Source organism: Sphingobium subterraneum (genome assembly GCF_014199435.1).
In the GTDB taxonomy this organism is placed as follows: domain Bacteria; phylum Pseudomonadota; class Alphaproteobacteria; order Sphingomonadales; family Sphingomonadaceae; genus Sphingobium; species Sphingobium subterraneum.
In genome coordinates this window covers 953100-965234 of the sequence record NZ_JACIJP010000001.1, presented here as the reverse complement: position 1 = coordinate 965234, position 12135 = coordinate 953100, and the positions used below count along the sequence as shown (strand labels likewise).

Annotated in this window: 11 protein-coding genes; 4 read left to right on the top strand and 7 right to left on the bottom strand. The window is 60.5% G+C overall.

Annotation, left to right across the window (positions count from 1 at the left end):
• Together FHS92_RS04690 and FHS92_RS04685 are read right to left on the bottom strand one after the other, a co-directional pair.
• The gene (locus FHS92_RS04690) at positions 1-2394 is read right to left on the bottom strand and encodes a TonB-dependent receptor (RefSeq protein ID WP_184078804.1); all 2394 of its coding nucleotides are present in this window, start codon (positions 2392-2394) and stop codon (positions 1-3) included.
• A gap of 612 nt (positions 2395-3006) precedes the next feature.
• Complete coding sequence (locus FHS92_RS04685) at positions 3007-3459, bottom strand: pyridoxamine 5'-phosphate oxidase family protein (protein WP_184077911.1); 453 nt, start codon at positions 3457-3459, stop codon at positions 3007-3009.
• A 587-nt stretch (positions 3460-4046) separates the two neighbouring features.
• Between FHS92_RS04685 and FHS92_RS04680 the strand changes: the two genes are divergently transcribed.
• Positions 4047-4877: a 23S rRNA (adenine(2030)-N(6))-methyltransferase RlmJ gene (locus FHS92_RS04680; RefSeq protein WP_184077909.1), complete on the top strand. Its 831-nt coding sequence runs from the start codon at positions 4047-4049 to the stop codon at positions 4875-4877.
• Positions 4878-4922: 45 nt separating this feature from the next.
• On the opposite strand, the gene FHS92_RS04675 is transcribed toward FHS92_RS04680, so the two are convergent.
• Positions 4923-5243: a hypothetical protein gene (locus FHS92_RS04675; RefSeq protein WP_184077907.1), complete on the bottom strand. Its 321-nt coding sequence runs from the start codon at positions 5241-5243 to the stop codon at positions 4923-4925.
• A 198-nt stretch (positions 5244-5441) separates the two neighbouring features.
• Here FHS92_RS04675 and FHS92_RS04670 point away from each other — a divergent pair, with 198 nt between their 5' ends.
• On the top strand, positions 5442-6179 hold the full coding sequence (locus FHS92_RS04670) for an esterase-like activity of phytase family protein (protein ID WP_343056675.1): 738 nt from the start codon (positions 5442-5444) through the stop codon (positions 6177-6179).
• Between the two features lie 86 nt (positions 6180-6265).
• On the opposite strand, the gene FHS92_RS04665 is transcribed toward FHS92_RS04670, so the two are convergent.
• Both FHS92_RS04665 and rpsD read right to left on the bottom strand, forming a co-directional pair.
• Positions 6266-8272 carry a methyl-accepting chemotaxis protein gene (locus FHS92_RS04665; protein WP_184077903.1) on the bottom strand — a complete coding sequence of 669 codons (2007 nt, stop codon included), beginning with the start codon at positions 8270-8272 and terminating at the stop codon, positions 6266-6268.
• A gap of 154 nt (positions 8273-8426) precedes the next feature.
• Positions 8427-9041: a 30S ribosomal protein S4 gene (gene rpsD, locus FHS92_RS04660; protein ID WP_184077901.1), complete on the bottom strand. Its 615-nt coding sequence runs from the start codon at positions 9039-9041 to the stop codon at positions 8427-8429.
• 250 nt (positions 9042-9291) lie between these two features.
• On the opposite strand from rpsD, the gene FHS92_RS04655 reads away from it, so the two are divergent.
• Positions 9292-9618: a chorismate mutase gene (locus tag FHS92_RS04655; protein WP_184077899.1), complete on the top strand. Its 327-nt coding sequence runs from the start codon at positions 9292-9294 to the stop codon at positions 9616-9618.
• On the opposite strand, the gene FHS92_RS04650 is transcribed toward FHS92_RS04655, so the two are convergent.
• Together FHS92_RS04650 and FHS92_RS04645 are read right to left on the bottom strand one after the other, a co-directional pair.
• Entirely contained in the window at positions 9594-10193 is a 600-nt protein-coding gene (locus tag FHS92_RS04650; protein WP_184077897.1) for a TMEM175 family protein, read from the bottom strand. The two genes, FHS92_RS04655 and FHS92_RS04650, sit on opposite strands and share 25 nt — an antisense overlap.
• Before the next feature lie 17 nt (positions 10194-10210).
• Positions 10211-10666 carry a universal stress protein gene (locus FHS92_RS04645; protein WP_184077895.1) on the bottom strand — a complete coding sequence of 152 codons (456 nt, stop codon included), beginning with the start codon at positions 10664-10666 and terminating at the stop codon, positions 10211-10213.
• Positions 10667-10809: 143 nt separating this feature from the next.
• On the opposite strand from FHS92_RS04645, the gene FHS92_RS04640 reads away from it, so the two are divergent.
• Positions 10810-12102, top strand: a complete 1293-nt coding sequence (locus tag FHS92_RS04640; protein WP_184077893.1) for a pyruvate dehydrogenase complex dihydrolipoamide acetyltransferase — start codon at positions 10810-10812, stop codon at positions 12100-12102.
• Positions 12103-12135 lie beyond the last annotated feature (33 nt).

Here is a 12135-nt window from a genome sequence, read left to right as displayed (position 1 = left end):
TCAGAATTCGCCGGAGATCGTGAACTGGAAGGTCCGTGGCGAAAGCGGTCGAAAGGCGCCGTCACCGGTAACCGCCGTCGAGATGAACGACAGCGTGTCCTTGTCGAACAGGTTATCCACGTTCAGCCGCGCCTTGATCGCCTTGATGGGCCCCAGGCTGAAGCCATCGCCGATGTCAACATAGGCACTGAACACTGTATAGCCGGGGACACTGGATCCGGGCGTGTTGGTAAAGGTGGACCAGCGCTTGCTCGTATATTTTCCCGAAATATTGGCCACCAGCCATGATGCCGGCTCGACTGTCACTCCGCCGCTCACGATCCACTTGGCGCTGTCCGGTACATATTTGTCCGCGATCAGGATTGGCGTGGACGCAGGAATATTGTCTCGAAATTTGGCGATGTTGTAGGTAGCGTTCAGCGAGCCATAGACAAGGCCGTGGAGATAAGCGGGCTTGTATGTCCCGCTGAACTCGAGGCCGTAGGACTTTACCCGGCCGACATTCTGGAAGAATGTTTCGGTCGAGGCACCGCCGCCGGGCACGAACGTGGTTATGGACTGGATGCGGTTTTTGAACCGGGTCAGGTAGGCGGCGAGCGATCCATAGACTTGCCCCTGGTTGGTGCGGACGCCTACCTCCATATTTTGCGCGCGCTCGGGTGCCGGTTGGGGGACCAGGGCAGAGGTACCCGGACGCGTCACTGCATAGATGTCGTCCATGCCCTTGGGCAGTGCCATCGTCTCGGCATAGGAAGCGAACAATTGGGTGCGGCCATCCAGCTTGAACAACACGCCAGCCATCGGCAGGAACAGATCGCGGTATTTGGCGCGATTGGTCTGCGGCCCCCAGCCAGGAATGCCCGTGGTGACGCCCGCGACGGTTCGCGTGCGGTAATAGTCGTCAAAGTCGCGGTAACCGCGCTGGACATAGGACAGATCCAGCCCCTTGAAGCCAACATCAAGCACCAACCGGTCGTCGGCCAGGCTCAGCCGGTCCTTGACGAACACCTGCAGCGTGTCCCGTTTCGAACGGTAATCGCGGCGCAGATAGACGAGTTCGGCAAGATTGGGCGCGGAATCGGGCGCCCCGTCGATGGTATTGTATCGCGCCTGCGTGCGGTGATATTTGTCGACCTCGGCCCAGACGCCGGTTTCCAGGCTATTGTTCCCCATCTCCCAATGGAGCTTGGTGGTGATGCCGTAGCGGTCACCGCCAACGCCTGAGCGCCCAAACTGGATGCCTTTGGGCGCCGTTACCGGCAACCCGGCCTGCACCTGGCGCTGATAACGGCCCAGCGAGTTGGCATAGCCATCCGGCGAGACGCCATAGCCGCCCTTGTCCTCCCAATAGAGTGTCGATTCAGCAAAGACACCATCTGCGATGCCGACATGGACGGTCCCGCCGTAAAGCATGTCCTTCCGCACGTTGATCGCGAGGTTGTAAACGCTCGTGTAATTGGCATTCGAATAAGGGACGCCCGGTGTGGTCGGCGCGAAGCCCGGCGTCGTGTTGGGTACGTTGCGGATATAGGCGAAATCGCGGCCGCAGCGCCCGGCCAGATCCCGGCTCACGCAGTTGTACTGCCCCCGCGTGATCGTCGGCGAGTCATAATCGAAGAAATCGTTCGACACGAACTTGAACCGTGCCCAGCTGTCACCGCCCAGATCGACGCGGATTTGCGCCTCCCAATGCTCGCGGTCGATCGAGCCGGGGCCGCGCCACAGGTCGCTGTCAAGCTTGGTGCGGCTCACATAGGCGCGGAACGGTCCGACCTGGCCCGTGCTGACGCGAATGAAGGTGCGCTTCAGATTGTCGTCGCCAAAGCTCTGGGCGACGAACAGGCCCAAATCCTCCTGCGGCGTAACCGAATTATAGCGGATCACCGGTCCGAGTGAGGAATAGGATGGGATCGATACGTCGCCTGCGCCGACCGAAGCTTCCACCACGCCCAGGTTCTCGTTATCGACATAACGGAACACCGGGCTTCCGCCGAAAGCGTCGCTGCGGCCAGTCGGAATATCATCGACCACGAAGCCGATCTGGTCGAGGTTAAAGGCGCGGGTCTGTACGCTGTTGCCGAATTCATAAAGGCCGAGCGCCCCGTCGGTCTGCACGTTGAAGCCGGGCAGTTGTTCGAGCATCTTGAGTCCGGAAATGCCCGATGGCGCAGACAGCAGAGCTTCGCGCGTAATGGCGACAACATTGCTGACTTTTTCCTCGCCGATGGCTTCGGCTGATTGCGATATCCGACGGCCGGTGACGGTGATCGCGTCGCTGTGTTCTGGATCCGCGTCGGCCGTCTGCGCATAAGCGGGAAGGGATAATGCGCTTAGACTGCAACCAAGAAAGCACACGGCTTGAAACGTGCGAACGAAAGAACTCGAAGAACACATGTTCTGCATCGAAAGGCCCCTTATAAATCGCCGCTACCGCGACATGCGAGCCCTTCAGGCAGTACGCCATCATCGATGCACTGCTTTTTCTCCGACGATGGTCAGCCCTATCCCCGGCCGTAGCCCCTGTTTAAAAACAGGTGTTGGTCCTGACCTAACTTTTACCAGCACCGGGCAGGTATACGTAGTCTGACGTATAGCCGCACGATAATGCCGCCTAATGCCTCGACACAGCTCTCGACGTGCGCGGGGTGCTTGTTGGCGGGGCAGATCTTGGCGATGGCATTTGCATGCTTACCGAGCATCCGACACAAGTCGCTGTGATCGTCGAGAAGATCAGCCGTACGATCACGTACGGCGTCATAAGACGAGCTAGTCCGGCTGAGATGTGCCGGCAAAATAGTATTGCGTGGTGTAATATCGGTGATGTCGGTCGGGCTGGGGGATATGACTGGGCGTCATAGCATACCCCTTACCATCATAGACCGAGGTGAACGAATGGCTGAAACTGAAGTGAGACTTCAGCTTAAGAACGTCTGAATGTTGGCGGTTACGTTCAACTCACTCGTGGTCAGGACAATCTTGAGCCCGTCCATTGAATACAAATGCTATTCAGCATTCCACCAAGTCGGTGTGTGCGAAGCCCTTGGAGTAATCGAGCACGGATATCACAATGGGAGTAACCCGAAACAAGCGCACCGCGTCCGGTGGTGGCATGACCATGCCGACGTTGACCTTCGCATCATATTTCTTGGCGAGAAGCTGGATAATGCGCTCACCTTCCCTATGATCAGTGACCGGCTCTGCATAGGCTGCCATGGACAGACCGCTGATCTGCATGACATTTTCTGTACCGTGATCGACAGTGAAGGAAAGACGGTTATCGAGAGCCAGGTTTTTCGCCTTCTGGCTATTCAGCCCGCAGAGGAAATAAAGGGTCAACCCCTCGCTGGCATAACCGACCGTCGTCGCCTGAGGCCAACCGTCGGGCCGCACAGTTGCCACCGTCATAATACGGTGCTGCTCCAGCAGCGTGAGAATCTTGGCTTTGAGAGCTTGATCCATAGCAACTGCTTACAATCCCCCCACATGCTTGGCCTTGATGGAGATCAATGCGAAGAGACGGAAAAACCGGCCCGCCTTCCGTGATTGGGGTGCACGGGACCGAGGGCCAAAAGTTGCGCGCCGCGCTGTTCGAGACCGACCACAACGTACCTGAGCAGCGAGAATGGTCGTATATCTGAACATTCCCGCTACTCGAGCTGCCTTCAAGAGGAAAGGTGAACGGACGGCAGGTATCGACGGGTCGTTCTGAGGCTGTTAACGACCGCAATTGAGCGAAGCTCACCGCAGTGATCGGGCATTTGGAGCACGCCCTTCCCAACCAATCCAAGTCATCCTGCATTGAGCAGGTGCAAGTGTGTTACTGACCAAGAAGACACGGACGTGAACATTTCCATGCTCACTGAACCTTGTTTCTCCGCCTCTGGTGACGATCGCTAACGGGGGCTTGAGGCCTCGTGTAAAAGTACTTTAAAGGTTGCCGCCCAGCTCTATATGCGCACCGGATTAGTACCTTCAATCGCGTCGCGCTTGGCTTCCGCGCCTAGCAGCTCGTATACAGAGAGATCGTTCAGGATTTTTGAATCACGATGAACTATCGTCATTCCTTCCATGCTGGCAATAGCGCCGATGTCGTGAAACACAGCCTGCTAATCGCCCTTGTGCGGGCCTTGCAGCACAAAGAGAGCGCGCTGACCCTGATCGACACTCATGCCGGCCGCGGGCTGTACGACCTTAACGGCGAGGAGGCCCAACGCACCGGCGAGTGCACGCAGGGCGTGCTGCGGGCCTTTGCCGACCCGAACCCCTTGCTGAACGACTACCGCGCCGTGGTAGAGGCGGAGAATGTCGGGGCCGAGCTGCACCTCTATCCCGGCTCGCCGCGGATTCTGGCGCAGCTTCTGCGCCCGCAGGATTTCCTGATCCTGAACGAAAAACATGTCCAAGACGTTTATGCCCTGCGCGGGGTGATGCGCGGCACATCCGCTGCCGTGCATGAGCGTGACGCCTACGAGCTTTGGCTGGCGATGCTGCCGCCTCGCACTGGGCGCGGCGTGGTCGTGGTCGATCCACCTTATGAGCAGCCGGACGAACGCGCACGTATCAACGCCACCCTCGCCGCCGCTCACCGCAAATGGGCGCATGGCGTGACGGTGATCTGGTATCCGCTGAAAGACCGTGCCACGCATTGGCGGTGGAAGGAGCAGTTGCGCAAGCTCGGCATCCCGAAATTTCTGTGCGTGGAGCATTGGCTGTACGATAGCGATCAGCCTGGCATCTATAACGGCGCGGGCCTTTATATCGTCAACCCGCCCTACGCCTTCACGCAGGCGCTGCCGCCTCTGCTGGAAGCCCTGCGCGCTGCGCTGGCGCCCGAGGGGCACAAGGGCGAGATCACAACCGATTGGTTAGGCCACTAAAAAAATACTCGTTTTGCATTCGGGCCGCCCTACAGCGGCCTGTGGCTAGTTGCCATCAACATCGACCACGAAAACCATCGGCTTCCCCCGAGACCCAGGCTCCCAGCCTGCGAATAAAGCTGCCTGAATGCCCCTGATTACAAGCGCGTCGCTGATCTGGAGGCGGCCTCGCTGCATACCTTTCAGCAAGCGTTTCGGCGGGGGGAACTCCAGCAAAGCTCCGCGCTGGGTGTGCTTGCGCAGTAACGCGACAGTCATGCCTTTCCAGCCTTCAGATTCGCTCCACTGCGGCTCGCTCCGCAGCTCCCACTCATATTGAAACCCGCCGACCTCGACGATACCGGAAAGCTTGTGGATGTTGGTCATGCAGCGATGCCTAGCAGGTCTACGACCACAAACCACTGGCCAGTTGCGGATTGGCAAGTACCTGAACGACCGTCCGCTTCCGGGCTCGTCAAATTAGCTCTCAACGACTGGCTTTGAAGGATCCCTGCGCATCTTTGATGCGGTGCATACGACACGACCCCTGAGTTAAGGCATGCAACCCCGGTCGGCGCGACCGAAATCAGCGGCAACACGTCCGGTCGTGTCGCCAACAAGGGTATGGAGGGTCTTGCCATTACCCCGGACGGCAAAACGCTCGTCGGCATCATGCAGGCTCCGCTGATCCAGGATGCGGCCGTGAAATCGACGGCGAACATGGTGCGGATCGTCACCATCGACATCGCGACCGGAGCGACTCATGAATATGGGTACAAGCTCACCACCGGGTCGGGAGTGAGCGAGATCGTTGCGATCAACGACCACCAGTTTCTGGTGGATGAGCGCGACGGCAAGGGACTGGGCGACGGTTCCAATGCCAAGGTGAAGCAGATCTTCCAGATCGATATTGCCGGTGCGGCCGACATCACGAACCTCAACGGCGACGCGGCGGCGGCGGCCATGGTCGGCAAATCCGCCACGCCCTTCCTCGATCTGGTTGCAGCGCTGAAGGCGCACGGCATCGATGCCGCGCAGATCCCCGCGAAGATCGAGGGGCTGGCGTTCGGACAGGACGTCCTCACCAACGGGCAACTCTATCACACCCTGTATGTCGCAAACGACAACGACTTCGACGCCAAGACGGCCGGGTCGAACCAGTTCTATGTGTTCGGATTTCAGGACGGCGATTTGCCGGGCTTCGTCTCGCAGTTCTCCGCTGTGCCGGAACCGTCCACCTGGGCGATGATGCTAAGCGGCTTCGGCCTGATCGGGTCTTTGCTGCGACGGAGCAAGCGGTCTGTGACGGTCCGGTTCGCCTGACCGGTCCGCGGAAACGCCAAATTCAGAGGCGCGAAGGCGATGGTTCAGGCAATGCCCAACGACCGCCTTCGCGTCCTTGGTAAGGCTCACGCGGCGATACTGTCGACGCTCTGGGCTTCCTTCATCCCACGGGTGAACGTCGCGAAGGTCTGGTCAAGCGTCGCGAGCTGATCGACGACGCCGCCGACATCCGCTGCGATCTGGCGTGAGGCGCGCGATGCGTCGGCCGCCGAATGATCTGCCTGGGCGATACTGTCGCACAGGCCCGACACGGTTCCGCTGGCGGCGTGGATCGCCTGTTCGACCACAGTGATACGGTCGGTCTGTTCATCAATCCCGTGCGAGATGGAGCGCGAGGCAAGCGAAAGATGCCGGATCGCGTCGAAGATGCTCTGGAACGCGGCCACCACGGCAGCGTGGGCGTGCCGCATGCCGGCCATCTGGTCGGCAATGTCCTGGGTCGCCTTGCGGGTGGATTGGGCGAGGGACTTTACTTCGTCGGCGACCACCATGAAGCCTTTGCCGGCCTCACCGACGCGCGCGGCCTCGATGGAGGCGTTGAGGGCGAGCAGATTGGTCTGGTTCGCTACATTGGCAATCAGCATCTGCATGGCTTCGACCCGGTCGGCCGCCTCCTCGAAATCGGCGATGCGCGCGGTGGCGCGGTCGACGCTTTCGATCGTGGAATCGGCCATGGTTCGGCCTTCCTCCGACTGTTCACGCAACGCTTTAAGCTGCGTTGATATCGCGACGATGCTCACCGCCACGCCATCGACCGTGTCGCGGATCTGGCGCGCGGCCAAGGCTGCGGCTTCGGCCTGGTGTTGGGTCGTGGCGGTCTCGTCCGTCATCGCGTTGACGCTCTGGTCGAGCCGCGTGGCTGCATCGCGTGCGGCGCTGACCAGAACAGAGACATGCGCCTCGAGATCGGCAGCGAGCGAGGTAAGGGCCCGGCGCTCGTTGGCGCGGCTTTCCTTCTGCTGCTCGACGACCTTGTCGAGCAGGGTCCGGTTCTCCGCGTTGACGCGGGTGATCGTCGCTTCAAGCTCGACGCGGCTTTGCTCACGCTCGCGCAGCAAGGTGGCCTCCAGCGTCTGGCGTTCGTTGGTAAGGGAGACGAAATCTTCGAGAGCGCGGGCAATGATGCCCACGTCATTATGGAGGTCCGTTCCTGGGACAGGCGAGGCATAATCGCCTTCCGACAACCGGGCGACACGATGTGAGATGCGGTTGAGACTGCCCGACAGCGCACGGATGACGAGAAACGCCAGAACCAGCACCACCAGCAGAACCGTCCCTGAAACCCCCAGATTAAAGCGAAGGCGGTCCTGTAATTTCGTGATGCGGACATCGAGCAGGCGGTTCATTTCGTGGGCCGTTACCGACCAGAGTTGATCGTTCTCCTTGGCGAAGGCCTCTGCCGTGGTTCGGCTTGGATGATTGAGATAGGTGCGGGCTGCGGTCGCCAGTTGCTGAGACTGCGCTTTTAATGGACTGCGGCCGACGGATCCGTCAAGATTCCCCTCGGTCGCGCGCTTCACGGATTCCTTCAGGCTCAGGACGGCGCGCAGGATGTCCCGTCGCGCTGTATTATCCGGCACATCGTCGGTTCCGCGTTCGGCAAGAGCATCCATTACTCCTCGTGATCGCAGGAGAACGATGTCCATCAGATAATAGGTGTCGAGATCGGGGTCGAGCACCAGATGCGAATGATCGCCGATCTCCTCCATCAGCGTCTCGGTCGCCTCAATGGATGCTGACGCGTCATTTTCGGGGTTTTCCTCGAGCAGTTCGACCAGTCTGCGCGATTCGTCGGATGTGTCGAACTGGCGGTCGTACTGGAGACCCGCCTTCTTCAGTGCGGCGATATCCGCCGCGGTAACCGTTCCGGCCTGCTGATGCATGTAGATGCGCCATACCGGGCGAAGATAATCGAGGCCGCTCTTTTCCTGTTGTGCGAATTTGACGTCCGTCAAGCTCTGCTGGATGAACAGGTTGCCGAGCAGGACAGCGGGGATGAGGCCCAGAATAAGGACGAGCGAAAGCATCGCGGCAAACGGCAGCCGCCCGAAAATATTTCCTCTCCTCACCATTATTCTTTTTTCCATCTCTCCCAGCATAGCTGTTGATGGATAATGTTTGATTAATCTGCATGCAAATGCGGTGAGCTGAGCGTTGACCCTTGATCGCACCCAACAAAAAAGGCGGCCCGATCAGGCCGCCCTTGATGCTGGTTAAACCGCTGGATCAGCGCGAATAGAATTCGACGACCAGATTGGGTTCCATCTTCACCGGATAGGGCACTTCGTCCAGCGTCGGGACGCGGATATAAGTAACCTTGGCGTTGCCGTCGGGGGCGACATATTCGGGAATGTCGCGCTCGGCGAGGCTCTGCGCTTCCATGACCAGTGCCATCTCGCGGGCCTTCTTGCCCAGCGTGATTTCGTCGCCGGGCTTCACCAGACGCGACGCGATGTTGCACTTTACGCCGTTCACATAGATGTGCCCGTGCGAAACGATCTGGCGCGCGGACCAGATGGTCGGGGCGAACTTGGCGCGGTAAACGACTGCGTCGAGACGGCGCTCCAGCAGGCCGATCAGGTTCTGGCCGGTATCGCCCTTCATCCGGGCGGCTTCGGTATAGGCCTTCTTGAACTGCTTCTCGGTCACGTCGCCGTAATAGCCCTTGAGCTTCTGCTTGGCGCGCAGCTGGATGCCGTAATCCGACACCTTGCCCTTGCGGCGCTGGCCGTGCTGACCGGGGCCATATTCGCGCTTGTTGACCGGAGACTTGGGACGACCCCAGATGTTTTCACCCATCCGGCGATCAAGTTTGTACTTTGCGCTGGTACGCTTCGTCATGAATAGTCCTTACAATTGCTACAACGTCGTCCGCCCTCCCGGATGCCAAAGGGCGGGGAGGGTGGATGTTTTCCCGGTCCTCGCTCTGGCCGGGCACTGTTGCCAGCACCGGACAGGGCCACCGCTTCACCGGGGTGCGGGGCCAATTGCGAAGCGGGGCCTATGGCGGGGCGGGGGTGTAAAGTCAAGCCCATGCCTGTGTGGACTTCCGCTCTCGACAGCGGTTCCCGCTTTGCTTTAGGGGGAGCGCATGAGCGATACCCTGCCTCCCGAGGAATGCCAGACGATGGTGGACGTACGCGCGGGCGTCGACACGCTGGACCGTGCGCTTGTGACCCTGCTGGCCCGACGCTTCGCCTATATGCGCGCTGCGGCGCGGATCAAGCCCGACCGCGACACGGTGCGCGACGAGCCCCGCAAGCACGAGGTCATCGACAATGTCCGGCGCGAGGCCGAGCGGCTGGGCGCTCCGGCGGATGTGATTGCCGCGCTGTGGGACAGCCTGGTTGAAGCCTCCATCGCGTATGAACTGGCGGAATACGACCATATCCGTCAGGGCGAGGGCAGTTCGTCCTGATCATTGAGTTCGCGTTCGATGCGGGGATCCGGGATCATCCACATCAGGGCGGCGCCCACGAAAAAAATCATTCCCGCCCAGGGTGCGACCCACCACGCGCTGGCAATGCCGCCGAGGTAGATGACCGGTGATAGCCTGCCTTTCAGGTCGCTGCCCAATGCGCGCGCCAGCACGCCATCATTCCCCTCCACAGAGATAATCACGCGTTCCAGAATGAAATAGGCAACCGCGCACAGCAGCAGATCGACACCATAAAGGATGGTCGGCCAGCGCTCGAAATGATTCTCGCCCATCCAGCCGGTCGTGAAGGGGAGGAGCGACAACCAGAAGAGCAGCAGGAGGTTCGCCCATAATATCTTGCCCGTAATGGAGCGGGTGGCCTGAAACAGGTGATGGTGGTTGTTCCAGTAGATACCGACATAGGCAAAGCTGAGCACATAGCTCACGAACACGGGCCACAGCGCGGAGAGCGCGCCCAGTCCGGAGGTGTGTGGGATCTTCAGTTCCAGAACCATGATGGTCAGGATGATGGCGAGAACGCCGTCGCTAAACGCTTCTACGCGGTTCGTTTCCATCTGTTGCCGTCCGACGTCTAGCTCAACCGGTCGATGGCTTCGCGCGTGAGCGATCCCGGAATGATCATGATGGGGCAGGGCATCTTCCCCGCTTCGGGTCCGGTGAAATACGCCACCAACGGCCCAGGCGGGCCATGCGCAGCCGCGCCCAGGACGAGTGCGGCGACATCGTCGTTGGTATCCAGTATCTCCCGCACCACCGTCACCGGCTCGCCGGATTTGACAGTGATGCTGGGACGAATCCCCGATTCCTCCACCAAAGTGCCTGCCGATCCTGCGACGAGGGCTTCGGCGCGCAGCCGCGCTTCATCCTCCATTGTGGCCTGCACGCCGCCCCACTGGACGAACTCCGCTGGCGGGACAAGCGCGACGATGCGCACATCGCCTCCGGTCTTGGCGGCGCGACGGGCAGCGAACCGGATAGCGATCTCCGCCTCCGGATTCTCATCTACAATAACCAAATAGGTTCTCATTGCGCGTTTGCCCCGTTCCTTGATAGCGTGGAAGCAACTTTGTGCGTTCTATAGCACTTCGCGGCCTTGACCCAACACTCTAAACCGTCAAGGTGGAGATCTCCTCCCTAGGTAACAAGACAGCTAAAGAGGGATATCCCCGAATGTCGATAGAAATACGTATGCCAGCCCTGTCGCCGACAATGGAAGAAGGCACGCTGGCCAAGTGGCTGGTGAAGCCGGGCGATGCCGTGTCCTCCGGCGACCTGCTCGCAGAAATCGAAACCGACAAGGCGACCATGGAATTCGAGGCCATTGACGACGGTGTCGTCGCGCAGATCCTGGTGTCCGAAGGAACCGAAGGGGTGAAGGTCGGCACGCCGATCTGCATCCTGGCGGAAGAAGGCGAAGACGCGAATGCCGCGCCGCCTGCCGCCGAGCCCGCGAAGCCTGCGGCTCCGGCCGCGAAGGCAGCAGCACCCAAGCCAGATCCCGTTCCGGCCAAGGCGGCGCCTGCACCGGCTGGTGCGGTACCGGCTGCGGCCGCGCCCGCCGGTGACAACCGGGTCAAGGCCAGTCCCCTCGCGCGCCGTCTGGCCGCTGCGCAGGGCGTCGATCTCGCCACCGTAAAGGGAAGCGGGCCGAATGGCCGCGTCATCAAGGCGGATCTCGGCAGCGCACAGCCGTCGGCAGGCACCCCCGCTGCCGCCCCTGAACAAGCCGCACCGCCGAAAGCGCCCGCGCCCGTTGCTGCACAGGATGTCGGCATTCCGCACGAAGCGGTCAAGCTCTCCAACATGCGCAAAGTCATTGCGCGTCGCCTGACCGAATCGAAGCAAACGGTGCCGCATATCTATCTGACGGTGGATGTGCGCCTCGACGCGCTGCTCAAGCTGCGTGGGGAACTCAATGCCTCGCTCGAAGCGCGCGGCGTGAAGCTGTCGGTCAACGATCTGCTCATCAAGGCGCTGGCTGTCTCGCTGATGCAGGTGCCCGAATGCAATGTGCAGTTTGCGGGCGACACGTTGCTCAAGTTCAGCCGGGCCGATATCTCGGTGGCGGTCTCGCTGCCTGCCGGCCTTATCACGCCGATTGTCGTCGATGCATCGGCCAAGGGTGTCGCCGCGATCTCGACCGAGATGAAGGATCTGGCCGAGCGCGCCAAGGCGGGCAAGCTTGCGCCGGAGGAATATCAGGGCGGAACCGCGTCCCTTTCCAACATGGGCATGATGGGCATCAAGCAGTTCGAAGCGGTCATCAATCCGCCCCAGGCGATGATCATGGCGATCGGCGCGGGGGAGAAGCGGCCGTTCGTCATCGACGACAGCCTGCAGATCGCCACGGTGATGAGCGCCACGGGCAGCTTCGATCACCGCGCCATCGACGGGGCGGATGGTGCGCGCCTGATGAGCGCATTCCGCGACCTTGTTGAAAAGCCGCTGGGAATGCTGGCGTAACCTCATCTTTTTTACAGGCAGCGTACGCTATCG

Coding starts and splice junctions, on each gene's coding strand:
- FHS92_RS04690 (WP_184078804.1), bottom strand. CDS start 2,394: ATGTGTTCTTCGAGTTCTTTCGTTCGCACGTTTCAAGCCGTGTGCTTT.
- FHS92_RS04685 (WP_184077911.1), bottom strand. CDS start 3,459: ATGGATCAAGCTCTCAAAGCCAAGATTCTCACGCTGCTGGAGCAGCAC.
- FHS92_RS04680 (WP_184077909.1), top strand. CDS start 4,047: ATGAACTATCGTCATTCCTTCCATGCTGGCAATAGCGCCGATGTCGTG.
- FHS92_RS04675 (WP_184077907.1), bottom strand. CDS start 5,243: ATGACCAACATCCACAAGCTTTCCGGTATCGTCGAGGTCGGCGGGTTT.
- FHS92_RS04665 (WP_184077903.1), bottom strand. CDS start 8,272: ATGGTGAGGAGAGGAAATATTTTCGGGCGGCTGCCGTTTGCCGCGATG.
- rpsD (WP_184077901.1), bottom strand. CDS start 9,041: ATGACGAAGCGTACCAGCGCAAAGTACAAACTTGATCGCCGGATGGGT.
- FHS92_RS04655 (WP_184077899.1), top strand. CDS start 9,292: ATGAGCGATACCCTGCCTCCCGAGGAATGCCAGACGATGGTGGACGTA.
- FHS92_RS04650 (WP_184077897.1), bottom strand. CDS start 10,193: ATGGAAACGAACCGCGTAGAAGCGTTTAGCGACGGCGTTCTCGCCATC.
- FHS92_RS04645 (WP_184077895.1), bottom strand. CDS start 10,666: ATGAGAACCTATTTGGTTATTGTAGATGAGAATCCGGAGGCGGAGATC.
- FHS92_RS04640 (WP_184077893.1), top strand. CDS start 10,810: ATGTCGATAGAAATACGTATGCCAGCCCTGTCGCCGACAATGGAAGAA.